Annotated in this window: 21 protein-coding genes; 11 read left to right on the plus strand and 10 right to left on the minus strand. The window is 64.0% G+C overall.

The annotated features are described in order from the left end of the window. Window positions 1-232: 232 nt before the first annotated feature. Window positions 233-880, minus strand: coding sequence for a DUF1345 domain-containing protein (locus AC3RCM_RS11490; protein WP_020191439.1), 648 nt, complete (start codon window positions 878-880; stop codon window positions 233-235). A 173-nt stretch (window positions 881-1,053) separates the two neighbouring features. Here AC3RCM_RS11490 and pgm point away from each other — a divergent pair, with 173 nt between their 5' ends. The 4 genes from pgm to AC3RCM_RS11510 all read left to right on the plus strand — a co-directional run bounded on the left by pgm (window position 1,054) and on the right by AC3RCM_RS11510 (window position 6,696). Then, window positions 1,054-2,691, plus strand: a complete 1,638-nt coding sequence (gene pgm, locus AC3RCM_RS11495; protein ID WP_064492658.1) for a phosphoglucomutase (alpha-D-glucose-1,6-bisphosphate-dependent) — start codon at window positions 1,054-1,056, stop codon at window positions 2,689-2,691. Window positions 2,692-2,769: 78 nt separating this feature from the next. Further along, on the plus strand, window positions 2,770-3,282 hold the full coding sequence (locus tag AC3RCM_RS11500) for a sigma-70 family RNA polymerase sigma factor (protein ID WP_010954430.1): 513 nt from the start codon (window positions 2,770-2,772) through the stop codon (window positions 3,280-3,282). Then, entirely contained in the window at window positions 3,279-4,223 is a 945-nt protein-coding gene (locus AC3RCM_RS11505; RefSeq protein WP_198747671.1) for a FecR domain-containing protein, read from the plus strand. Before AC3RCM_RS11500 ends, AC3RCM_RS11505 begins: the two co-directional genes overlap by 4 nt. Window positions 4,224-4,290: 67 nt before the next feature. Continuing rightward, entirely contained in the window at window positions 4,291-6,696 is a 2,406-nt protein-coding gene (locus tag AC3RCM_RS11510; protein WP_492629616.1) for a TonB-dependent siderophore receptor, read from the plus strand. An 80-nt stretch (window positions 6,697-6,776) separates the two neighbouring features. On the opposite strand, the gene AC3RCM_RS11515 is transcribed toward AC3RCM_RS11510, so the two are convergent. After that, window positions 6,777-7,715, minus strand: a complete 939-nt coding sequence (locus AC3RCM_RS11515; protein WP_064492655.1) for a LysR family transcriptional regulator — start codon at window positions 7,713-7,715, stop codon at window positions 6,777-6,779. 148 nt (window positions 7,716-7,863) lie between these two features. Between AC3RCM_RS11515 and AC3RCM_RS11520 the strand changes: the two genes are divergently transcribed. Further along, window positions 7,864-8,691, plus strand: a complete 828-nt coding sequence (locus tag AC3RCM_RS11520; RefSeq protein ID WP_274141795.1) for an amidohydrolase family protein — start codon at window positions 7,864-7,866, stop codon at window positions 8,689-8,691. 177 nt (window positions 8,692-8,868) lie between these two features. Further along, window positions 8,869-9,609 carry an SDR family NAD(P)-dependent oxidoreductase gene (locus AC3RCM_RS11525; protein ID WP_064492653.1) on the plus strand — a complete coding sequence of 247 codons (741 nt, stop codon included), beginning with the start codon at window positions 8,869-8,871 and terminating at the stop codon, window positions 9,607-9,609. A gap of 198 nt (window positions 9,610-9,807) precedes the next feature. Here AC3RCM_RS11525 and AC3RCM_RS11530 read toward each other — a convergent pair whose 3' ends face one another. Continuing rightward, on the minus strand, window positions 9,808-10,224 hold the full coding sequence (locus AC3RCM_RS11530) for a RidA family protein (RefSeq protein ID WP_014590706.1): 417 nt from the start codon (window positions 10,222-10,224) through the stop codon (window positions 9,808-9,810). Then, the gene (locus AC3RCM_RS11535) at window positions 10,224-11,543 is read right to left on the minus strand and encodes a flavin-containing monooxygenase (protein ID WP_104887761.1); all 1,320 of its coding nucleotides are present in this window, start codon (window positions 11,541-11,543) and stop codon (window positions 10,224-10,226) included. Before AC3RCM_RS11535 ends, AC3RCM_RS11530 begins: the two co-directional genes overlap by 1 nt. A 317-nt stretch (window positions 11,544-11,860) precedes the next feature. On the opposite strand from AC3RCM_RS11535, the gene AC3RCM_RS11540 reads away from it, so the two are divergent. Continuing rightward, window positions 11,861-12,538: a DUF1028 domain-containing protein gene (locus AC3RCM_RS11540; RefSeq protein WP_104887760.1), complete on the plus strand. Its 678-nt coding sequence runs from the start codon at window positions 11,861-11,863 to the stop codon at window positions 12,536-12,538. Beyond that, window positions 12,531-13,691, plus strand: a complete 1,161-nt coding sequence (gene argE, locus AC3RCM_RS11545; RefSeq protein ID WP_392525839.1) for an acetylornithine deacetylase — start codon at window positions 12,531-12,533, stop codon at window positions 13,689-13,691. Before AC3RCM_RS11540 ends, argE begins: the two co-directional genes overlap by 8 nt. 42 nt (window positions 13,692-13,733) lie before the next feature. On the opposite strand, the gene AC3RCM_RS11550 is transcribed toward argE, so the two are convergent. From AC3RCM_RS11550 to AC3RCM_RS11560, 3 genes are all read right to left on the minus strand, one after another. Continuing rightward, a complete protein-coding gene (locus AC3RCM_RS11550) occupies window positions 13,734-15,002 on the minus strand; it encodes a carbohydrate porin (RefSeq protein ID WP_064492650.1) in 1,269 nt (422 codons plus the stop codon). Window positions 15,003-15,102: 100 nt separating this feature from the next. Then, window positions 15,103-17,520 (minus strand): glucose/quinate/shikimate family membrane-bound PQQ-dependent dehydrogenase, encoded by a 2,418-nt coding sequence (locus AC3RCM_RS11555; RefSeq protein ID WP_409322523.1) that lies wholly within the window; start codon window positions 17,518-17,520, stop codon window positions 15,103-15,105. Window positions 17,521-17,782: 262 nt separating this feature from the next. Then, window positions 17,783-18,133 (minus strand): cupin domain-containing protein, encoded by a 351-nt coding sequence (locus tag AC3RCM_RS11560; RefSeq protein ID WP_003247774.1) that lies wholly within the window; start codon window positions 18,131-18,133, stop codon window positions 17,783-17,785. A 117-nt stretch (window positions 18,134-18,250) separates the two neighbouring features. Between AC3RCM_RS11560 and AC3RCM_RS11565 the strand changes: the two genes are divergently transcribed. Beyond that, window positions 18,251-19,156: a LysR family transcriptional regulator gene (locus AC3RCM_RS11565; RefSeq protein ID WP_064492680.1), complete on the plus strand. Its 906-nt coding sequence runs from the start codon at window positions 18,251-18,253 to the stop codon at window positions 19,154-19,156. A gap of 106 nt (window positions 19,157-19,262) precedes the next feature. After that, complete coding sequence (locus tag AC3RCM_RS11570) at window positions 19,263-20,462, plus strand: MFS transporter (RefSeq protein WP_104887759.1); 1,200 nt, start codon at window positions 19,263-19,265, stop codon at window positions 20,460-20,462. A gap of 48 nt (window positions 20,463-20,510) precedes the next feature. Here AC3RCM_RS11570 and AC3RCM_RS11575 read toward each other — a convergent pair whose 3' ends face one another. After that, complete coding sequence (locus tag AC3RCM_RS11575) at window positions 20,511-21,122, minus strand: LysE family translocator (RefSeq protein WP_010954419.1); 612 nt, start codon at window positions 21,120-21,122, stop codon at window positions 20,511-20,513. 104 nt (window positions 21,123-21,226) lie between these two features. Here AC3RCM_RS11575 and AC3RCM_RS11580 point away from each other — a divergent pair, with 104 nt between their 5' ends. Beyond that, window positions 21,227-22,204, plus strand: coding sequence for a GlxA family transcriptional regulator (locus AC3RCM_RS11580; protein ID WP_104887758.1), 978 nt, complete (start codon window positions 21,227-21,229; stop codon window positions 22,202-22,204). A 1-nt stretch (window position 22,205) separates the two neighbouring features. Here AC3RCM_RS11580 and AC3RCM_RS11585 read toward each other — a convergent pair whose 3' ends face one another. Both AC3RCM_RS11585 and AC3RCM_RS11590 read right to left on the minus strand, forming a co-directional pair. Beyond that, on the minus strand, window positions 22,206-23,057 hold the full coding sequence (locus tag AC3RCM_RS11585; RefSeq protein ID WP_010954417.1) for a CAP domain-containing protein: 852 nt from the start codon (window positions 23,055-23,057) through the stop codon (window positions 22,206-22,208). A 206-nt stretch (window positions 23,058-23,263) separates the two neighbouring features. Further along, window positions 23,264-23,875 (minus strand): cell wall hydrolase, encoded by a 612-nt coding sequence (locus AC3RCM_RS11590; protein WP_003247785.1) that lies wholly within the window; start codon window positions 23,873-23,875, stop codon window positions 23,264-23,266. Window positions 23,876-23,896 lie beyond the last annotated feature (21 nt).

The following is a 23,896-nucleotide window of genomic DNA, read 5'->3' on the forward strand; positions in this document are numbered from 1 at the left end:
CACATCGATGCGGCCGCCGGGAAACTAAAGATAGCACCTGCTAGGCGCAATTTTCGGTTGCAAGTACGACAAATGTGCGAATGCTTGACACTGGTCACACCCTTGTCATGGGCGCAGTGTGACGGCTGGCTGCATGGCAAACGTTTTCCCGGCCGCAAGGTGCCAGGTAACCATCGGGTTTGGTGACTTTCGCGGACGTTCGACGCGCAGGTTTTTCAGACGAGCGGCTTGCTTAACCCAACAACCCGGCGGCGATGTTGATAGTGAACCCCAGAATCGCCGTATTGAACACGAAGCCCACCAGCGAATGCGCCAGCACCACCCGCCGCAACCCACGACCGGCGACACCCACGTCTGAGGTTTGCACCGCCACGCTGATGGTGAACGAGAAGTAGTGGAAGTCCCAGTAATCCGGGTTGCGCTCGCCATCAGCGAAGCGCAGTGGGGGTTCGTGGTTTTGCCCGGTGTAGAACAGGCGGGCGTAGTGCAGGGTGAATATGCAGCCGATCAGCAGCCAGGAACCGGCGACGGTCAGGCCAGTGTAGAGATAGTGCACGGCCAGGGCCGTGCCTTGCAGGCCGCGGCTGGAGACCAGTTGCAGGGTGACCGCGGCAAGGCTGGCGATGGCGGCGATGCACACGGTCAGCAGGACCAGGCCTGCGTTCTCGTCTTCGACGCCGGCGACCTTGCGGACCTTTTCCGGGCTGGCTGTCCAGCTCAGGTAGAGCACCAGCAGCAGGTACAGCCACACCCCCAGGTTCCAGCCAGCGAGGATGTGCTGCACGGTATCACCGGCGGGGATCAGCCAGGCGCCAGCGAGGCCGACTGCAGCGGCGATGCTCAGGCGAGGGTGGGTGCGGGTCAGGCGATGGAAAGCCATGGAGCCTCGTTCACAAGGGGTATGGCTTGTACTCTAGACCGTCATAGGGTTGGGCGGGATGCGCAATACCCTGCAGGGCCTGGGGTTTCTTTGATGCCCCCATCGCACGGCATTGCAACTCTCAGTACACTGCACGTTCCAACACCAACATCCGTTGAACTCGAGGTTTTTGCATGACGCTCAGTCCTTTGGCAGGCAAGCCGGCTCCGGCCAGCGTGCTGGTCGATATTCCCCGGCTGCTTACCGCTTATTACACGGGCCGCCCAGACGCTGCCGTGGCGGCCCAGCGCGTGGCCTTCGGCACCTCGGGGCACCGGGGCAGTTCGCTTGAATTGAGTTTCAACGAGTATCACGTCCTGGCCATTAGCCAGGCGATCTGCCTGTACCGCCAGGAAAAAGGCATCGATGGCCCGCTGTTCATCGGCGCCGATACCCACGCCCTGTCAGCGCCGGCGACCGCCAGCGCACTGGAAGTGCTGGCCGCCAACGGCGTGCAGGTGATGCTGTCCAAGGATGACGAATACACGCCTACGCCGGCGGTTTCCCACGCCATCCTCTGTCACAACCGCGGCCGCACGCAGGGCCTGGCTGACGGTATTGTCATCACCCCGTCGCACAACCCGCCGCAAAGCGGTGGCTTCAAGTACAACCCGCCCAACGGCGGCCCGGCCGACAGCGACGTGACCAAGTGGATCGAGGGCAAGGCCAACGAGCTGCTGGCGGCTAACCTGGCGGGCGTCAAGCGCATGGACCATGCCCAGGCGCTGCAGGCGCCGACCACCCACCGCCACGATTACGTCAGCAACTATGTGGCCGACCTGGAAAACGTCATCGATTTCGATGTCATCCGTGGCGCCGGGTTGCGCCTGGGCGTCGACCCGCTGGGCGGGGCAGGGGTACGCTACTGGTCGGCCATTGCCAAGCACTACCAGCTGGACCTGGAAGTGGTGAACACCGAGGTCGACCCGACCTTCCGCTTCATGACCGTCGACTGGGACGGCCAGATCCGCATGGACCCTTCCTCGCCGTATGCCATGCAGGGCCTGATAGGCCTGCGCGAGCGCTTTGACGTGGCCTTCGCCTGCGACCCGGACCACGACCGCCACGGCATCGTCACCCCTGACGGCCTGCTGCAACCCAACAACTACCTCGCCGTGGCCATCGACTACCTGTTCCGCCACCGCCCGCAGTGGCGCAGTGACGCCGCCGTGGGCAAGACCGTGGTCTCCAGCGGCCTGATCGACCGCGTTACCCAACGGCTGGGCCGCGATCTGTATGAGGTGCCGGTGGGCTTCAAGTTCTTCGCCCAGGGCCTGTTCGACGGTTCGCTCGGTTTTGGTGGCGAAGAAAGTGCAGGGGCTTCGTTCCTGCGCCGCGATGGCTCGGTGTGGGCCACCGACAAGGACGGGTTGATCCCGGCCTTGCTGGCCGCCGAAATGACCGCCCGTACCGGGCGTAACCCGAGCCAGGCTTATGCCGACCTGACCGAGGCGCTGGGCAAGCCGTTCGCCACCCGTGTCGAGGCCAAGGCCGATGCGCGGCAGAAGGCGTTGCTGAGCAAGCTGGCGCCGGAGCAGGTGAAGTCGACAGAGCTGGCCGGTGAGCCGATCGTGCAGATCCTCAGCCACGCCCCAGGCAATGGCCAGGCGATTGGCGGGCTTAAGGTGATGACTGCCAATGGCTGGTTCGCCGCGCGCCCGTCGGGTACTGAAGACATCTACAAGATCTACGCCGAAAGCTTCATCGACGAGGCGCATTTGCAGCGTCTGGTGCAGGAAGCACAAGTGCTGGTCGATGAAGCCATTGCCTGACCGGTAACAAACCGCTTGGTTCTGTGGTGTGATGTAAATTAGAATTAATCTTATTTACTCCGCCGCAGGACCCTCCTCATGATCGACGCCGCGCCGCCACCGGAGCCTGGCCTGCCTGCCCTGTACCGGGAGCATCGCGGCTGGCTTGAAGCCTGGCTGCGCCGGCGTATGGGCAATGCCTGGGATGCCGCCGACCTCAGCCAGGATACTTTTCTGCGCATTCTGGCCAGCGCCCAGCCGCTGGCAGACATACGCGAACCGCGTGCCTACCTGCTGACCGTGGGCAAGCGTTTGCTCAGCAACTTCCACCAGCGACGTAGCCTGGAGCAGGCCTACCTTGATGCCTTGGCGCAGTTGCCCGAGCAACACGTGCCGTCGCCAGAACAGCGCTGGGTACTGCTCGAAACCCTGCAAGCACTGGATGAATTGCTCGACGGCCTCAAGCCGGCGATACGCAAGGCCTTTCTCTGGAGCCAGCTGGAAGGCTTGGGCTACGCCGAAATTGGCCAGCGCCTGGGCGTCTGCCAGCGCTCGGTGAAACGCTACATGGCGCAGGCGTACGAACATTGCCTGTTGGCCGAGTTGCAATGAGCCCCCACCCCCCAGAAACCCGCGAGGCGCTGCGTGCTGCAGCCCGTTGGCTGGCATTGCTGGATTCTGGCGACGCAAGCGAATCTGACCTGCTGCGTCTGGCGCAATGGCGCGCCAGCAGTCACCTGCACGAAGACGCCTGGCAAAAGGCATCGCTGCTGCGAGCGCGGTTTGCCGGGTTGCCCGGCGCATTGGCGATGGCCGCCCTGGATCGTCCGGATGCCGGTCGTCGGGCTCTGCTCAAACAAGCCCTGGGTGTGTCGGCGTTGTTGCCGGTGGCCTGGCTGGTGAGCCGTGAGCTGCCGCTGGATGCCTGGACCGCCGACATGCGCACCGCAGTCGGGGAGCGCAGGCAGGCACTGCTGAGCGACGGCACCTTGTTGCAGTTGAACACCGACAGTGCGGTCGATATCGAGCTGGGTGCAGGCCGCGTGGCACTGCTGCGCGGTGAAGTGGCCGTCAGCGTGCCCGCTAACCTGAGCCTCACCTTGCAGGTGCCTTACGGCCGGGTGGTGCTCAGTGAGGGCGAGGCGTGCCTGCGCCTGCTTGATGAGGCCTGCCGGGTGTCGGCGATCAAGGGTTTAGTCAGCCTGCAGCCGTTGCGTGGATCTGCCGTGATGCTACAGGCCGGCCAACAGGCCAGTTTGCAGGCGGCTGGCGTTGGCCCTGTCAAAGCCCTCGACGCATGGCAACTGGGCTGGCGCGAAGGTGCGCTACGGCTGGACGACCGCCCACTGGGCGAGTTGCTGCACGAACTGCGCAGGTATCGCCCCGGCGTACTGCGCTGGGCACCAGAACTGGAGCGCTTGCGTGTTACCGGCACGTTCCGCCTTGACGACACCGACCGGGTGTTGGCCCTGCTCGCCGCCAGCCTGCCGTTGCAAGTGCAGACCCGCACGCGTTATTGGGTGAGCCTGACCGCACGAGAAAATCGAGCATGAGGCTGTCCCCTTTTTTTCACTCGCCGGTCATTACCGGTAGGAGAAAATAAAAGGGGAGCCTTGTTCAATGCCTGCAGTAAAATCCTGCCGCCTGCGCCCACTGGCGCGCGCAGCACATCCATTGTTCGCGATGAGCCTGCTGTTGTGTGCACCCGCATGGGCCGATGAGCCGGCCCGGCGTACGTTCCAGGTGGCGCCAGCCAGCCTGGGTGCCGCCTTGACCCATTTCGCCGACCAGGCCGGTGTCAGCCTTTCGCTCGACCCGGCATTGGTAGAGGGCCGGCAAAGTAACGGCTTGTCCGGTCGTTACAGTGTCGATGAAGGCTTCAGCCAGTTGCTGCGCAGTAGCGGCTTGCAGGCGCTACCGGTGGGTGAGGGGGCCTTCACCCTGATGCCAGCCCCCCAGGCCAGTGGCGCGCTGGAAATCGCCCCCACCAGCATCGTCGGCGGCCTGGCCGCAGGCAACGAAACGCAGCCGTATGCCGGTGGCCAAGTGGCACGCCAGGGCGCGCAAGGCTTGCTCGGTTCGCGCGACTTCATGGAAACCCCGTTCAGCATCACCAGCTACACCAGCGAACTGGTCAAGAACCAGCAGGCGCGCACCTTGGGCGAGCTGATTGCCAGCGACCCTTCGGTGCGTGCTACCAACCCGGCGGGCGGGCGTTTCGAGCAGTTCACCATTCGCGGCTTCAGCCTGTTCAACAGTGATGTGGCCTACAACGGTCTCTATGGCATCTTGCCGACCTATTCGATCGACATGGAAATGGCCGACCGGGTAGACATCATCAAAGGCCCCAGCCAGTTGATCAACGGCATATCGCCGCGTGGCAGCGTGGGCGGCGGTATCAACGTGCAGCCCAAGCGAGCCGCTGACAAGCCGATCACCGAATTCACCGGCAGCTACGCCTCGGCCGGCCAGGCTGGCGGCGCAGTGGACATCGGCCGTCGCTTTGGTGAAGGCCAGCAGTTCGGCGTGCGCTTCAATGGCGTGAAGCAGGCCGGTGATACCGAATGGGACCACCAGCGCGTCGACCGTGAAATGGCGGTGCTGGGCCTGGATTTTCGAGGCGAGCGCCTGCGTCTCTCGGCAGACCTTGGCCACACCGAACGCGACACCGACGCCCCGCAGGAGCGTGTGCTGGTCGGTGCCAATGCCAAGGTGCCCAATGCCAATGACGTACGTCACAACTACGCCCAGGCCTGGAGCAAGGCGCGTACCAACGACACCTTCGGTGCGCTGAACGCCGAGTACGATATCAGCGAATCGCTGCTGGCCTATGGTGCGGTCGGTGCGCGCAAGAGCAACCATGACTTCCTGCGCCATAACGTGTCGATCACCAACGATGCCGGCGACTTCACCGTGCAGCCGCGTGACTTTACCCGGGACGAGTCGGTGCGCACCGCCATGGCCGGTTTACGTCACTGGTTCCATACCGGGCCGGTCAGCCACGAGCTGAACCTGGCCGCCACCTATTACTACATGGACTTCACCAACGGCGGGGCGCGCTATGCCTCGGCGCCGAGCAACCTCTACAACCCGGTGGCCGCACCGACACCCGGTACGCCAACCCGCCTCGACCCCGAGGTCTACACGGAAAACCGCTTCTCCGGCGTGGCCCTGGCCGACACCCTTGGCTTTTTTGACGACCGCCTGCTGTTGACCCTGGGTGCGCGCTGGCAACGGGTGCAGGTGGATGACTGGAGCGACGGCGTCAAAGGCGATACGGGCTATGACGAAGAAAAGGTCTCGCCTTCTGGGGGCGTATTGCTCAAGGTCACCGACCAGCTCTCGTTGTACGCCAACTACATGGAGGGCCTGAGCCAAGGCAAGATCGCCCCATCGACCTCGATCAACGAAGACCAGATCTTCCCGCCGTTCACCAGCCGCCAGATCGAGGTGGGGGCCAAGTACGACCTCGGCCAGGTGGCCTTTACCGCCAGCGCCTTCCGCATTCGCCAGCCGGCCTACGAGACCAACCCCACCTCGCGGGTGTTCGGCCCCAATGGCAAGCGTGACAACCGCGGCATCGAGCTGAGTGTGTTCGGTGAACCGGTGCAGGGCGTGCGGGTGTTGGGTGGGGTGATGTTTATCGACAGCGAGCTGACCGACACCGTCGGCGGTGCCTACGATGGCAACCGTGCGCCGGCCACGCCCGAATACAACGTCAATCTGGGGGCTGAATGGGACGTGCCAGGGGTGAACGGCCTAACCTTCACAGCGCGCGGCATTCACTCAAGTTCCCAGTACCTGGACCAGAACAACAGCAAGCGCATCGATGGCTGGGAGCGTTATGACCTGGGCGCACGTTACGCCTTCAAGGTGGACGCCACCGAGGTTACCTTGCGGGCCAGTGTCGAGAATGTGCTCGATGATCGCTACTGGAGCTCGGCGGGGGCGTCGGATGACAGTGAGCCGGGGTTGACCCTGTCTACGCCGCGGACCTATTTGCTCTCGGCCACGGTCGGCTTTTAAACCGGACCCTTGTATACCTACCCAGCGGGAGCGGGTGCGACCGGGAATCAGGCGACTCGGTGGGGCGGTTGCGTAGATGATCAGCCCGGCGCAAGCGCCCGCCCCAGCTTCTGCGCCTGCCCCTGCAACACCCGCATCAACTGCACCGCTGCATGCGAGGGCGGCTCGAAGCGCGAATAGACGAAGCTGATATCGAAGTGAATCTCATCGGCCAACGGCACCACCGCGAGCCCGCTGTCCTGTGCAACGAACTCGTCGATCACGCTGATGCCCATGCCTTGCTTGACCAACGCCACAGCCTCGTTGGCATTGGTGAACGACAACAGTGATTTCAGCTGTAGCCCGCGGCGCCCGATGTGTTCGGCCAACAGCTTGCCAAACGGCATGTCGGGCCGGAACAGCAGCAACGCATGGCCCTCCAGCTGCTGCAAGGTCAGCGCGGGCTGACCGGCCAAAGGGTGACCCGGCGGCATCACCACCACCATGCGTCCACGCATGAACGCTTGCGAATGCAGGTGGTCGTGCACCACCGGCAGGGCGGCGATCGACAGGTCAACCTTCTTCGACAGGATCTGATTGGGCATTTCGCCCATCAACGAGGTTTGCCACTCGATATTCAGTGACGGTGATTCACGCTTGAGCTGGGCCAGGGCCATCGGGATCACCACCGTGGACAACGATGCACTACACGAGATACGCAACTTGCGCTGGCCGCCAGCGCCCAGCGCGAGGGCGCATTCGTTGACCTGCAACGCTGCCTGGTACACCCGCTCGACCTCGCGAAACAGCACCTGCGCTTCGGCCGTCGGCACCAGGCGGTTGTTGACGCGCTCGAACAGCGGGTAGGCCAGGCGCGCTTCGATGTACTGGATCAGCTTGCTCACCGCCGGCTGCGACACATACAGCAATTTGGCCGCCGCGCTGATCGAGCCCGTCAGCATCACCGCCCTGAACACTTCCATGTGCCGCAGCTTGAACACCATGGGGCTTGCGTCCGCGCCTTCGTTGCCAAGCAGCATGTGTATTACCTTCGGTTATGGTTTTCGCCATCTGGGCATGAGCGTCAAAGCCGGCCACACAGTATCGTGAACCCCAGCCTAATCGCCCTTGCGGCGCACAATAACAAGATCTGCAGACAAGCGCAGTGGCGCTTGACGGGAGTGCTGGGTGAACATATTTGACGAAGCGAAGATCGATTGCCATAACCATTTGTTTGACCCTCCCCGTTTCCCCTATCACCCCGACGCACCCTATGCGCCCTCCGGCCAGGAGGTCGCCACCCAGGCGCAGTTCACCCGGGTGATGGACGCTTACGGCGTGCAACATGCCTTGCTGGTGGGCCCCAACAGCGGCTACCACACCGACAACCGCTGCCTGCTGCATGCCTTGGCCAGCGGGCAGGGGCGGTTCAAGGGGGTGGCGGTGGTCAAGGCGGACATCAACCTTGATGCGCTGGCGGCCTTGCAGGCGCAAGGCGTGGTGGGTATCGCCTTCAACCCCGCGCTGTACGGGGTAGCCAGCCTCAAGGGCGTTGACGGTCTGTTCGGCAAGCTCGCCGAGCTTGGCCTGTTCGCCCAGCTGCAGGTGTGTGACGACCAGTTGCTGGACCTGCACGGCCTGCTGCAAGGCTCGCAGGCTCGTCTGTTGATTGACCATTGCGGCCGCCCGGATGTCGCTGCCGGTGTGCAGCAGGCCGGCTTCCAGGCGTTGCTGCGGCTGGCCGACAGTGGCCGCGCCTGCGTGAAGCTGTCAGGCATGCAGAAGTTTGCCGCAGCGGATGCCTTGTTCGAACAGAGCTGTGCATACGTGCAGGCCCTGCTCGAAGCCTTTGGCGCCCAAGCCTGTGTGTGGGGTTCGGACTGGCCGTTCATTCGCCAGCCCGCGCGGGTGGACTACGGCCCGCTGCTGAAGCTGGCCGAGCGCCTGATGCCAGATGCCCGGCTGCGCCGCACAGTGATGTGGGACACCCCTCGGCGATTGTTCGGGTTTGCCTAGCCCCTCCGTTGTGTGCCCTTCCAACAACAAGCGCGCAATCCTGATGAACACTGAACAGAACACCCGTCCCGGGCGGCATCCTCCATGGCCTGGAGGATCGTCTCGGCTAGCGCCCCAAAAGGCATGTGACCTGCGTCGCTTGCCGGATATTCCTTCTGTCGAAAATGGAGCTGAACAATGAGCCAGTACCTGCAAGGCCAAACCGCTATCGTCACCGGTGGCATGCGTGGCATCGGCCTGGCGATTGCCCGCCGCTTGCATGTCGCCGGCGCCCAGGTGGTGATCTGGGACCTTGCCGTCGATGGCTGGAGCAGTACGGAAAACGGCTTCGAGCCGGTGCTGCGCCAGGCAGTGGATGTGTCGTCGCTGGCCTCGGTGGAGGCGGCTTTTGCCCAGACGCTGGCGCGTTTGGGGCAGGTGCAGATTTTGGTCAACAATGCCGGCATCAACGGCCCGGTGGTGGCGTCTTGGGAGTACCCGCCAGAGGCCTGGGACAAGGTCATCGCCATCGACCTGAACGGTGTGTTCTATTGCTGCCGCACCGCCATCGCGCACATGCGTGAGCGCGGCTACGGGCGCATCGTCAATATCGCCTCCATGGCCGGCAAGGAGGGTGTGCAGTACATCTCGGGCTATTCGGCAGCCAAGGCCGGGGTCATCGCTTTCACCAAGGCGGCAGCCAAGGAGCTGGCGCAGGATGGCGTGCTGCTCAACTGCGTGGCACCGGCGATGGTCGAGACGCCGCTGATGGCCGAGATGACGGCCGAGCATATTGCCGCGAGCAAGGCCAAGATCCCCATGGGGCGCTTCCTCAAGGCCGAGGAGATTGCCAACATGGTCAGCTGGATCGCCGGGCCTGAGTGCAGCTTTACCACTGGCTTTGTGTTTGACCTCAGCGGCGGGAGGGCGACCTACTGAATGGACTGGGTGTGGTACGCCCAATGGCGTTGGAGCTGCGCCGGGTAGCCAGCCACGCGCGAACTGCGGGCGACGTGTCAGCGTGGAACTGTCGTCCGTTGACGTGCCCGCACCTCAGCGCTTGCACGCTGCGGCACGGGCAACCCAGGCGTGGCTGGACGGCAGGTGGCAGTCACCACCCGCCATTCAGGCCTGCGGTCATTGCTGATCGGGTACCACGGCGATCACGTCGATCTCCATCAGCCACTCGGCCTGGGCCAACCCGGCTACCACCAACCCGGTGGAAATCGGGAACACGCCCTTGAGCCACTTGCCCACCTCCTTGTACACCGGCTCGCGGAAACGCGGGTCGGTGATGTAGGTGGTGGTCTTGACGATGTGCGACAGGTCCGAGCCGGCTTCTTCAAGCAGTTGCTTGACGTTCTTCATCGCCTGTTCGGTTTGTGCGCGCGGGTCACCCAGGCCCACCAGCTTGCCTTCGAAGTCGGTACCGACCTGGCCGCGCACGTAGATGGTATTGCCCGCCCGCACGGCCTGACACAAGTCGTTGTCCAGGGTCTGGTTGGGGTAGGTTTCCTTGGTGTTGAACATGCGGATGCGAGTATGGGTAGGCATCAGTGGGCTCCGAGGGTGCTGACATTGCTGATCTTGGCGGTTTGCTGCTCATCCGCTGCGCGTTGCTCGCGGTCGCGGTAGGCGGTGTAGGTGCGTTGTGTGGCGATGTGGCCGGCGACGTGCTTGGCGTCGTGCCACACCCCCCAGATGAACGATGAACCACGGCGCGACAACCACGGCAGGCCGAGGAAGTACACGCCCGGCTCACGGGCCACACCACGCTGGTGCTGGGGCTTGCCGTTGGCATCGAAGGTGTCTACCTGCAGCCAGCTGAAATCCACGCCGTAACCGGTGGCCCAGATGATGCTGCTGACGCCGGCCTTGGCCAGGTCCAGCTGCTGCAGCGGGTTGCGCATGCACTCCGGGTCGGCCAGGCGCTGGCGGGCTTCGGGCTCTTCCGGCAGGTCCAGGCCGTTGCGTTCGATGTAGGCATCGGCCGCATCCAGCAGGGCCAGGTAGTTTTCGTCTCCTCGGTTGATGTTCTCGACCAGGTTGTCCTGGAAGTGCGCGACGCCGTTTTCGAACGACTGGGTCAGGCCGACCAGGGTCATGCCCTGGTGGGCGAGGGCACGGAAGTCCACGGTGTGGCCTCCACGGGCGCCGCTGACTGCGATGGTCACATGCTCGCGACCGGGCTTGGCAATTTCCGCGTCCCACTCGCCCAGCACGCCCAGCCACCAGCAGAAGTCGCGGTTGCGGTAGGCACGCGGCGGGCGGTCGTGGGCGCCGACCGACAGGTACACCTGGCGTCCGGCGCGCATCAGCTCTTCGGCAATCTGCACGCCGGAAGAGCCGGCACCGACCACCAGTACCGCGCCTTCAGGCAACTGCTCTGGGTTGAAGTAAGCGGCGGAATGAATCTGGTGCAGGTTGCTGTCTTTCGGCGCGATGGCCGGGATCACTGGTTTCTGGAACGGGCCGGTGGCGGCGACTACGCGATTGGCGCGAATCACGCCTTCACTGGTGTCGATGGTGAAGCCAGGGCGGTCGCTGTTACGCACCACGCGCTTCACTTCAATGCCGGTGCGCACGGGCAGGTTGTACTTGCGTACGTACTGCTCGAAGTAGTCGGCCACCTGATCCTTGCCGGCGAATGCATCGGCGTCGAGGTTGAATTCCAGCCCCGGGAAGCGGTCGTGCCAGGCCGGGCCGTTGGCGACCAACGAGTCCCAGCGGCCGGTACGCCAGGCCTGTGCGATGCGGTTGCGCTCCAGTACCAGGTGCGGCACGCCAAGCTTGCTCAGGTGTTCGCTCATGGCCACGCCGGCCTGGCCGGCGCCGACGACGAGGGTGTCGATTTCGAGGTTGTTCAGTGTCATGTCCGAGCCCTTGTTCAGGCGGTTATTGTCAGGTCGGTTTGGAGGACCGCCGTTGCCTGGAGCCAGACTAGGGATGCCGTGGAAATGGCGAAAATAGTATTTAGCTGGTGCTTGCCGATAAAACGGCGAAGGCCTTGATTTCTCTGGCCTGTGGGGCAGGTTGGCCGGGTGGGTGACGTGGTTTTTCGAGCGGGTGCGGAGGGCGGGCCCTAGAGCATAGTTTTTTCCTGCCTACCCCCTCGGAAAAAGGTCGTTTCGCCCGCCCGAAGGTTCCACTCAGAATGCCGTGTATCGCACAGCACAACAGGAACCATGACATGACGTTCTCCATCATTGGTCGTTGCCAGGAAACCGGCCAGGTCGGTATTGCCATCAGCTCGTCGAGCATCGCCGTGGGTGCCCGTTGCCCCTGGGTGCGTGCCGGTGTGGGCGCAGTCTCGACCCAGAACATCACCCTGCCGGCGCTGGGCCCGCAGATTCTCGATACCCTGGAGCATGGCCAGTTGCCGCCCGCCGCTGCGCTGGACAGGGTGCTCAGTGCCAATGGCTGGAGCGAGTACCGCCAGGTCACGGTGATCGACAGCCACGGCCAGGTGGCCCTGTTCACCGGGCGGGAAGCACTGGGCACACACCATGCAATGGCCGGCGAACAATGCGCGGCGGCTGGCAACCTGCTGTCCTCGACCCAGGTGATCGAAGCCATGGTGCTGGCCTTCGAGCAGGCCGGCGGCCACCTGGCCGACCGCCTGCTGGCAGCCATGCACGCGGCGATGGCCGCGGGTGGCGAAGCGGGGCCCGTGCACTCGGCGGCGCTGAAGATTGCTGGCGAGCTGACCTGGCCGCTGGTGGACCTGCGCGTCGACTGGGCCGACAGCGACCCGATCGGCGTGCTCGATGGCCTGTGGCAAGCCTATCGCCCGCAGATGCAGGATTACGTCACCCGCGCCCTCAACCCGACCGCCGCGCCAAGCTATGGGGTGCCGGGCGATGAGTGAATTTGCCAGTCGCGCACTGCTGGCCCGGCTGATCGGCTTTGCCACGGTGAGCCGCGACTCCAACCTGGCGCTGATCAGTTTTATCCGTGATTACCTGGCCGAGCTGGGGGTGGAATGCGAGCTGTTCCATAACCCGGAGGGCACCAAGGCCAACCTGTTCGCCACTGTCGGCCCCAAGGATGTTGGTGGTGTGGTGCTGTCTGGGCATACCGATGTGGTGCCGGTGGATGGCCAGGCCTGGACGGTCGAGCCGTTTGCCCTGAGTGAGCGTGACGGCCGCCTGTATGGCCGCGGCACGGCCGACATGAAAGGCTTTATCGCCTCGGTGTTGGCTGCTGTGCCCGCGTTTCTCGCGCAGCCGTTGCGCATGCCGGTACACCTGGCGTTTTCCTACGACGAAGAAGTCGGTTGCCTGGGCGTGCGCTCGATGCTGGCTGCCCTCGAAAAGCGCCCGTGTAAACCACGGCTGTGCCTGATCGGTGAACCCACCGAACTCAAACCGGTGCTGGGGCACAAGGGCAAGCTGGCAATGCGTTGCCAGGTACAGGGCGCAGCGTGCCATTCGGCGTACGCGCCGTATGGGGTGAACGCCATCGAGTATGCGGCGAAACTGATTGGCAAGTTGGGTGAAATCGGCGATGCCCTGGCACTGCCGGCTCATCACGACGAGCGCTTCGATCCGCCGTTCTCCACGGTGCAGACCGGCGTGATCAAAGGGGGCAGGGCGCTGAACATCGTGCCGGACGAGTGCGAGTTCGATTTCGAAGTGCGTGCGCTCCCAGGGTTCGAGGCGCAGGCGGTCGCCGACCAGTTGCAAACCTATGCTGAAGCCGAGTTGCTGCCGCGTATGCGCAAGGTCAATACCGCCAGCGCCATTCGCCTGGCGCCGCTGAGTGCCTATCCGGGGCTGGCGACACCGGAAGACAGCGAGGCTGCGCGGTTGGTGGCGCTACTCAGCGGTTCGGATACGTTCGGTACGGTAGCGTTTGGTACCGAAGGTGGCTTGTTCGACCAGGCGGGCATCCCCACCGTGGTGTGCGGGCCTGGCAGCATGGACCAGGGCCACAAGCCGGATGAGTTTGTCAGTGTCGAGCAGTTGCGCGGCTGTGATGCCATGCTGCTGAGGCTGGTGGACTACCTCAAACAGGCTTGAGGGTTGCGCCGGCGGATGGGGCCGCAGTGCGGCCCCGGCGGTTCAGAAGGTCGCCTTGACCTGCAGGCCGACCACGAGTGCGTTGTCGATGTCTTTGCCCGAGAACGCCCCTGGCTCGATGATGTATTGCACATCAGGGCGCAGGTTCAGCCATGGCGTGGCCTGGTAGCCGTAGCTCAGTTCGATCAACTGCTCGGCGCTGTCGATGTCCGGGAACTGCTGGCCCGCGTTGAACGCGGCATCTTCCAGCACATCGCGGCTACGCGGGTTGGGTACGGCGCGGCCGTAACCCAGTGCCACGGTATCCTTTGGGCGGCCTTCGAACGGCTTGTACAGCACCACGCCGGCGCCATACCACTTGGTGAACGGCGAAGCGGCCTTGCTCGACGCCGAGTACTGGCCGAAGGCGTGCAGGCTTCGGCCTGGGGAGGCCTGGTCGTTCCACACCGCCTGGTCGACCAGCAGGTAATGTCCACCCCGGCCGGACACTTCATCATCGCTGCCGATGCGTTTCACATCAGAGCTGTCGTAGTAGTAGCCAAGCTTGTACTCGCCTGGCAGTTCAGCCTGCAGCTTGTATACCAGTTCTACCGGTACCACGGTGCCGGTGGTGTGCTTGGGCCCCAGGTGCCAGGCGCGGCTGGAGTTGCCGTTGCTTTCGGGGTCGACGTTGAACGCCGCCACGCGCAACTGCCAGGCAGGTGACAGGTCGTACTTCACGCGCACGCCGAGGTGGGCGTTGGGGTAGTTGGTCCAGCCACTGCCGCCCGACATGTTCAGCGGGTGGCCGCAGAAGCCGGCGTTCATGAAGTTGCACAGGATACCGCTGTCCAGGCCGCCGAGGTCGTTGCCCATGGCCATGTAGCCGAGCTTGACGTTGAGCGCCGGGGTGAACAGCGTGCGCTCGTAGCTCAGCTCGGTCAGGCGGGTGTACAGGCCGCCGAAGTTTTCCTGGATTGGCAGGCGGTTGCCTACCAAGTCTTCCGAAGCGCTGTTGCCGCGGCGGTCGTTGATGGTCAGCTGGACCTTGCCGCCGTTGTCCAGGCCGTACAGTTTCGACAGGTCGAACTGCACGCCCAGCTTGACGTTCTGCGAATAGCGCGCCGAACGGTGCAGGCCACCGTGGGCGTTGTAGGCGGTTTCACCGCTGTAGTCGCCGGTGATCTTGACGCCGTCTTCTTCGAGTTGATGGCGCAGGCCGCCCCAGTCACCGGTCAGGGTGCTGCGGGTCATGAGGTCGTCGTTGGCAAGGGCGGTGGTGCTGGCCAGGGCCAGCAGCAGGGTGGGGGTGATGCGAATTGCGGATGGCATTACAGAATCTCGGATTGTCTTTGAGGGGCATTCGCGGGCAAGCCCGCTCCTACAGGGGCCTTGTAGGAGCGGGCTTGCCCGCGAAGCAGGCGACGCGGTCTTACGGCAGAGCGTAAGAAATCACATAGTCGCCGCGGTCAGTCGACTGGCGGGCGCCGCCAGCGGTGATCACCACGTACTGCTTGCCGGTCTTCGGCGAGACGTAGGTCATCGGGCCGCCCTGGCTGCCCACGGGCAGGCGAGCCTTCCAGATTTCCTTGCCGTTGCTGCTGTCATAGGCGCGCAGGTAGAAGTCCTGGGTACCTGCGATGAACACCAGGCCGCCTTGGGTCGACAGGGTGCCGCCAAGGGTTGGCAGGCCGATCTTGATCGGCAGGTGCATGCGGATACCGAGCGGACCGGTGTCTTCAACGGTGCCGACCGGCACCTGCCAGGCCACCTGGCGGGTCTTCATGTCGATGGCGGTCAGGGTGCCGAACGGCGGTGCCTGGCATGGAATGCCGGCGACCGACAGGAAGCGGTTCTTGTTCACGGCATACGGGGTGCCCTTGAGCGGTACCGCGCCCATGCCAGTGTTCAGTGCTTCGCCACCGGAAGCCGCGCCACCTTTGTTCTGCGACGGGATCATCTGGATCCACAGGCCCAGACGCATGTCGTTGACGAAGATGAAGCCATGTACCGGGTCGGTAGAAATGCTGCCCCAGTTCATGCCACCCAGCGAACCCGGGAAGCTCAGCGACAGGTCGGTACCCGGCGCGGTGTACAGGCCGTCGTAGCGCATCTTCTTGAAGTCGATGCGGCACAGCAACTGGTCATACGGGGTGGCGCCCCACATGTCCGATTCGGTCAGGGTCTGCGCGCCGATCTGCGGCATGCCCACCGACTTGGGCTGGGTAGGGGAGTACGGCTCGTTCGGGATGTTGCTTGGCTTGACCGGTACTTCGTCGACCTGGGTCAGCGGCTTGCCAGTGGCGCGGTCGAGCACGTAGATCTGCCCGGCCTTGGTGCCGATCACCACCGCAGGTACCGACTGGCCGTCGTCCTTGGTGAAGTCGATCAGGCTTGGCTGCATGGGCAGGTCGAAGTCCCAGAGGTCGTTGTGCACGGTCTGGAACACCCATTTCTGGTTGCCGGTGGTGGCGTCCAGGGCCAGCACCGAAGCGCCGTAAGTGTGGTCCAGTTTGCTGCGCTCAACACCGTAGATGTCGGTGGAGGACGAGCCCATCGGCAGGAACACGGTGTTCATTGCCGGGTCGTAGGACATCGGTGCCCAGCTGTTCGGGGTGCTGCGCACGTAGGTCTTGTCGCCCTGCGGAGCCTGGCGATCTTCCGGGTTGCCCGGGTCGAAGGCCCAGCGCATTTCACCGGTGATCACGTCAAAACCACGGATCACGCCGCCTGGCATGTCGGTCTGGACGTTGTCGGCAACACGGCCGCCGACCACCACGGTGGTGCCGGCCATCAGCGGTGCCGAGGACAGCTGGTAGTAGGAGTCCGGGACATCACCCAGGCCTGCCTTGAGGTCGACCTGGCCGTTGTTGCCGAAGCCCTGGCAGAACTCGCCGGTGTCGGCGTCGACGGCAATCAGGCGGCCGTCGATGGTGTTGGTCAGCAGGCGACGCTGGCAGTTGGCACCGGCCGCTACGCTAACGCCGGTGATCGGCGAGCTGTTCGGCTGGGTTGGCTGGGCGATGGCTGCAGTGGCGTCGAAGTAGGCCATGCCACGGCAACGCTGCCAGACCTTGGACTGGGCGTTGATTTCGTTCTTCCACAGCTCTTTGCCGGTGTCGGCATCGAGTGCGATCAGGTTGTTGTGCGGGGTGCAGATGAACACCTTGCTGCCGATCTGCAACGGGGTGAGCTGGTCTTCGGCACCGTTGCCGTCACTGATTGCAACGTCGCCGGTTTGGTAGGTCCAGGCCACTTTCAGCTTGTTGACGTTGTCCCGGTTGATCTGGTCAAGCGCGGCGAAGCGGCTGCCACCTTCGGTGTTGCCATAGTGGGCCCAGTCTTTCTGTTCCTTGCCGGTTTCGACCGGGGTCATGCCCGGGCCTTTGCCGGTGGGGGCGACGCTTGGGTGGGCAACGAACATGTTGCCGACCGCGATCACCAGTACCACGGCCATTACCCCGGCTACGCCGTACGCACCGCGCCCGGCGCTGGCGCCGTTGGCACGCGCCAGCAGCGGGTAGACCAGCGCCACGACCATGCCGATTGCGCCGAACATGAACAGGCGCGAGAACAGCGGCCAGAACACCAGGCCCGCATCGATCAGTGCCCAGATGGCAGTACCGACCAGGAACACGGCATACAGCCAGGCGCCCGCCTTCTTGCGGCGAGCAATGAGGACACCGGCGATGGCCATGGCCAAGCCGCCGATCAGGAAGTACCAGGAACCGCCCAGACCGGCGAGCTTGACGCCGCCAGCAGCGAGGAGGAGGCCGAGCAGGGCGATGATCACGCCCAGGCCGACCAGGATGAAGTTTGTGGCGCCAGAGGCGCGCGGTGTTTCTTTCATGCCAGGGATCTCAGCAGGTGGAATGCGCGCAGTTTAAGCCCTTAGCTTGCTAATTAACAAGTTGGTACATAATTGAGCGAGGCTGATTGTCGCAGGGCTGAACTTACGAAGATGTGGCCAAAAGTATAGATAAGGTGCAGAAAAACGCATTGAACGAGGCGTTTATGACGCCTCTTCGATTTGTATTCATGCGTTGGTCGTAAGCCCAACCTTGCACGGCGTCGGGACAATTGCGCCTTGTGCACGGGCCGGCATGGCCCCTTCAGGCCGGCCATGGGGTGCTGCTGCTATAGAACACCGCGAGCCAGATGGTGGCCGTGCCGGGCGCGGTCCATTCCACGCGGTGGCGGTCGTGCGGGGGGATGTCCAGACAATCGCCCGGCGCCAGCAGGCGGGTGTGGTGCTCGTGCTCGAAACGCAGGGCGGCAGCACCACTGAGCAACATGATCCACTCGCCTTCGGCCTGGTCGTACCAGAAGCCGGGTGGGCTGGCCTGCCCGCTGGAGACGATACGTTCCACGCGGATACCTGGGCGGCTGAGCAATTCGTCGACACGTTCGGCGCTGGCGGGATCGCAGGGCGGCAGGGCGGTCAGCAGGTTGTTCAGGGTCATGGTAAGCCTCCTTGGAAATGGGTGGATTCCACTATGGACGCAATCGCCTTGGCGCGCGCGGCTTGACCCGCCCGGCTGTTTGTAAGAACTTTCCGAGTTTTGGAAGACGGGCTGAACATGGACAAGCTGCTGGCGATGAAAATGTTCGTGGCCACTGTCGATGCCCAAGGCTTTTCTGCTGCCGCGCGCAGGCTAGGGCTGGCGACATCGTCGGTGACACGTCTGGTCGATGCGCTGGAAGCGTCGCTGGGCGCCACCTTGCTCAACCGCTCGACGCGCCAGGTCAGCCTGACCGAGGCCGGCGCCCGTTACTACCAGCGGGCACGGGGCATTTTTGAAGCACTGGACGAGGCGGATGCCAGCATCGCCGATCGCGGCGAGGAGCCTGTGGGTGTACTGCGCCTGAGCCTGCCAGTGGAGTTCGGCCGGCGGGTCATCGCCCCGCACCTGGGGCCATTCCTGGCGCAGCACCCGGCGCTGGAACTGGACATCGATCTCAGCGACCGCCTGGACGACTTGCTTGACGGGCGCTATGACCTGTCGATTCGCCTGGGTGACCCCTCGCCCAATGACGAATTGGTGTGCCGCCGGCTCGGCCGTTTTCAGCGTTGGCTGGTGGCCAGCCCGGCTTACCTGGCCGGGCGTGAGCCACTGCAGCATCCCCGGGAGTTGCTTGACCATGCCTGCCTGCGCTTTCGCTATGGGCACAAAGCGCGCCCCTGGCGCCTGACCTGTGGCCAGGACAGCCTGGAACTGGACGTAAGCGGGCCCTTGCGCAGCGCCAATGCCGACATGTTGCGTGAAACGGCACTGGCAGGCAGTGGTATCGCACTGCTGGCTGATTGGCTGGTACGCGAGGATGTGTTGGCAGGGCGCCTGCAACGGGTATTCCCCGACTGGCAGGCCAGTCCTGGCGCAGCCAATAGCAGCATCAACGCCCTGTATATGCCCAACCACCGGGGCTCACGGCGAGTAAACGCATTCATCGACTTTTGCGAAAATTTGCTCATACACGGTCACTAGTGTTGCGCAGTGCGCAAAGCCGCATTGCGCCACCGCGGGATTCTCGGCGCTGACGTCCATGGGTAAGGTGGCCAGCATATACCCAACCCTTGTCGAGGAACTTCGCATGAACCCCTCCCTTGCGACAGCGCAACCGGCAGCCGCCAGCCTGAGTCGGGCTCTGGTAGTGCTGCTGGCGTTCTGCTGCGGCGCGATTGTCGCCAACATCTACTACGCCCAGCCCATCGTCGGGCTGATCGCCCCCGACCTGGGGCTGTCCACCGAGCATGCCAGCCTGATCGTTTCGCTCACGCAGTTGGGCTATGCCTTGGGCCTGTTATTGCTGGTACCGCTGGCCGACCTGCTGGAAAACCGCCGCCTGATGGTGGCCACCGCGGTCCTGGCCTGCGTCAGCCTGCTGCTGGCGGGCACCAGCAGCAGTGGCCAGGGGCAGCTGTTCCTGGGTTACGCACTGCTGATCGGCTTCAGTTCGGTGTCGGTGCAGATGCTCATCCCGCTGGCGGCGCACCTGGCGCCGGAGCAGCAGCGTGGACGTGTGGTCGGTAACATCATGGGCGGCTTGCTGCTGGGCATCCTGCTGGCGCGACCGCTGTCGAGCCTGGTGGCCGACCACTTCGGCTGGCGTGCGGTGTTCATTGGCGCCGCCGGGGTAATGCTGGCGATCATCCTGTTGCTGTCATTGACCTTGCCGCAGCGGCGGCCCGAGCACAAAGCCAGCTATGCCAGGCTGATGCTGTCGCTGCTCACACTGCTGCGTCGTTATCCGCTGTTGCGCCAGCGTTCGTTGTACCAGGCATTGATGTTTGCAGCGTTCAGCCTTTACTGGACGGCGGTGCCGATGGCGCTTGCCGGGGAGCATGGCCTGTCACAAAGCCAGATCGCTGTGTTCGCCCTTGTCGGCGCGGTGGGTGCCGTTGCTGCGCCCATGGCCGGCCGCCTGGCCGATGCCGGGCATGCCCGGGCAGGCTCGCTGCTGGCGCTGTTGCTGGCGCCGGCGGCCTTGTTGCTGGGGCTGACAGTGCCGGGATACAGCGTGATTGGCCTGGGCCTTACCGGCGTGTTGCTGGACTTTGCAGTGCAGATGAACATGGTCATCGGCCAGCGTGAAGTGTACGCACTGGACCCGGCCAGCCGCGGGCGGCTGAATGCGGTGTACATGACCAGCATCTTCCTCGGCGGGGCGCTGGGGTCGGCGGTGGCCAGTGCGTTGTTCAGCCAGTTTGGCTGGCAGGGCGTGGCACTGGTGGGGGCGGGGTTGCCGGGTGTGGCGCTGGTTGTGTTCCTACTCAAAGCACGCCGGGGTTGAACCGTTACGCGGTGCAGGGCACGGGCTTCGCTCGTGTTCGCGGGCCCGCTATCGGCCAAGCGGCAGCGCCAGGCCAATCAAGGCAAACAGGCTCCCGCAGCAACGATTGAAACCTTTGCCACCCTTGGCCAGCCATGGCCGAATGCGAAACGCCAGGCGCGCCAGCAGGTATTCGACCAGAAATTCGACGCTGGCAAAGGTCGCGGCCATCACCGCAAATTGCAGCACCAGCCCTCGCTGTGGGTCGATGAACTGCGGCAGGAAGGCACCATAGAACAGCAGCACCTTGGGGTTCGCCATGGCCGAAAGCAGGCCCTGGCGAAACAGCCCGGCATTGCCCAGCCGCGCGCTGTGCGCGGTCAATTCCAGCTGCAGGCCTGGACTGCGCCACAGTTGAATGCCCAGCCAGATCAAATAAGCCCCACCCACCCACTTCAGGACGCTCAGCACTGCCGCCGAGGTCTGCAGCAGTGCGCTGAGGCCGAACATGGTCAAGGCGATGAGGGCGCTGAAACCCAATACCCCGCCCACGATGGTGAACAGCGTTCGCCGTGCGCCATAGAGCGCGCCATGGGTCAACGCCAACAGGCTGTTGGGCCCTGGGGTCAGCGACAGGCCGATGCTGGCCAGCAGGTAGATGAGCCAGGTGTCCAGTGCCATGTTGAAAACTGCCTTGTTCGAGAGAGGGCGACAGTCTATGGCGCAACGCTCACGCTGAAAGAGTATTATCTGGTCATACAAGAGTCTTTTCTGGACGTGGTTTCATGCCGCCCGACATTCGCTTGCTGATCATGCCGTTACCGGATTTTGCCTTGCTGCCGTTTGGCGCCTTTCTCGACAAATTGCGCTTCAGCGCCGACGACGAGGACTACAGCCAACAACGCTATTGCAGCTGGACGGTGGCGGGGCTCAGCCTTGAGCCGGTACCGTCGAGCAGTGGCGCAGTGCTGCAGGTCGAGGCCATTGCCGATCAGCTCGACCTTGACCTATTCGACTACCTGGTGGTGTTCGGCGGTCGCAGTGCCATGGCCACCGCGGCGCTGGCGCCACGTTACCAGGCGTTGCTCAGGCAGGCCGCCAAGGCGGGAGTCAAGCTGGTGGGGGTCGACAATGGCGCCTTCCTGCTGGCTGCCTGCGGCCTGTTGCAGGGGCACAAGGTGGTGGTGCACTGGCGTCACGAAGCCGAGTTTCGTGCTGCGTTTCCGCAGTTGCAGCTGCTGCGCGAGCAGTTGTACTGCATCGATGGCAACCGCATCACGTGCGCCGGTGGCACTGCCGCCATAGACCTGGCCGTTGCACTACTGTCACGCGCTTGCGGGCGAACCCGTGCGCTCAAAGGGCTGGCTGACATGCTGGTGGACGAGACCCGCGACAGCCGTCACGCCTTGCGCTCGCTGGAGCTGGGTGCTGGTCAGGGGCGCCAGGTGCAACGGGCGCAAGCACTGATGCGTCATCACCTGGGCACACCGTTGGCCGTGGAGCAACTGGCCGCAGAGCTGGGCATCAGCAGGCGTCAACTGGACCGGCAGTTCCAGGCCAGCCACGGTATGAGCACCAAGGCCTGGTGGCTGGAGATGCGCTTGCAGCAGGCGCGCTGGCGTTTGCTCAACTCCAGCCACAGCCTGGCGCAGATTGCCGATGAGGTGGGCCTGGGTGATGCCAGCTACCTTGGCAAGTGCGTGCGGCGTCGGTTTGGGTGTACGGCCCTGCAGTTGCGTGCAGGTCATTACCCGCTCACGTGATCTATTGCGGCGTCCCGAACAACCCTGTCCAGTAGATCCCTGCATCGCTCTTGGGGTCTATCGCATAGGCAGCGCCCAATTCACGGAAGTCCGGATTCATCAGCGTGGCGCAGTGCCCCGGGCTGTCCAGCCAGCCGTTGACGACCTTTTGCGCGGTGTCACGCCCGGCGGTGATATTTTCGCCGATCTGCTGGTACAGGTACCCGGCCAGTTCCGCCCGGTCACCGGGTGTGCGGCCATCTTTGTCGATGTGGTCGAAGAAGTTCTGGTTGGCCATGGCCCGTGTGTGGTTGGCGGCGACCCCGGCCAGCACTGTGCTCCAGCTCAGTGGCGGGGCGGCGGCAAACGGCTGGCCGCCGCATTGCCGTGGCACCTTGCGCGCGGCGTTGACCTCCTGCAGCACCTTCTGTCCCTCGGCCTGCCAGTCGCCCAGGCGGCCGCTGAGCAGCGGCCGGGCCAGCACGATGCGCCAGTCGCGGCCCTCCTGGCTGACGCCGATATCGACGAATTGCGGGTCGAGCACCACCTGGCAGAAGCTTTCCTCGATGGCATGCATGGCGGCGCGTGCGTCGCGTGGCCCCGACAGGCTGATGGCCTGGACGCTGACCATGGGGTAGGCGGCGCGGGTCATGGCCTGTTGCAGGTCGCGGGTGCCCTCTGGCGACAGCGCAAGGCGTGTGTCGCTGTTGAGCGGCGGCAGTTCCAACGACGCCTCGCCACCGCAGGGCTGGGCCTTGCTGCGGTAGACATTGATCGAATCGATCAACTGCGCCTCTTCGCCGGTGGCTGCCAGCGCACCGGTCGAAACGACCAGGCCCAGTGACAAGGCGACAACGGATGTCAGGACGCGCATGTGGATCTCCCTATGACTGGCAGCGTCGTGGTGTGCGCTGCTCATCCTACACAAGCCCGGGGCTTTTGGCCCGAGGTCGTGCAAGGCAATGAAAACACCGGCAATCGTTACTGGCGGCAAAAGAGGGAGTAGACCCCAGGCCCGTGGAAAAGTGCGGTCAGGTGCCAGTCATTCGCATCGGGCCGGCGTTGTCAGCCGTTTACGCGTCAATGGGCCAACGCCTGGTTCGGCTTGTAGAACAGGAAGTGGGTGGTCTGCGCGGTCTTGCGATAAGCCTTCGCCCAGTCGGGGCGCACCGTTCGATCGTGAAAGTACAACGCACCGCCGGTGGGGTCTTTCAACTGCTGGTTCAGCGCCTTGCGTGCGATCTCTTTGGCAACGTCGTAGCGTTGCGGTTCCTCGACCTGGTCCGGGCGCCCGTCACACCACCATGAGAACTGACAGGCCTTGGTCTCCACACCCTGTTTGACTACCGCGCAGATGGTGTCGGGAAAGCCATCGTGGCCCAGGCGGTTGAGCACTACACTGGCCACTGCGGTCATGTCTTTGGCGTCGGCGCCTTTGGCTTCCCAGTAGATGGTACGTGCCAGGCAGGTGATGCTGTCATCCAGCGGCGCCTGGCCAGCCGGGTCCACTGCCTGCGTTTCGCCTGGGGTCAGTTTCTCTGCCTTCCTGGGGGGCGGCGCATCTTCGACGACCTTTTCTTCAAGCACTGCGGCCTTGTCCTCGGCAACGGCGGCTTTGGCTGGATCAGCGGCATACAGGGGGTCTGCGAGCAGGGCCGAGGTCAAGCCGATCAGCATCAAGTGAAGGCGCATGGGCACATTACCAGGCAGTGG

The organism is Pseudomonas sp. GW823-FHT05G12, from assembly GCF_058795575.1.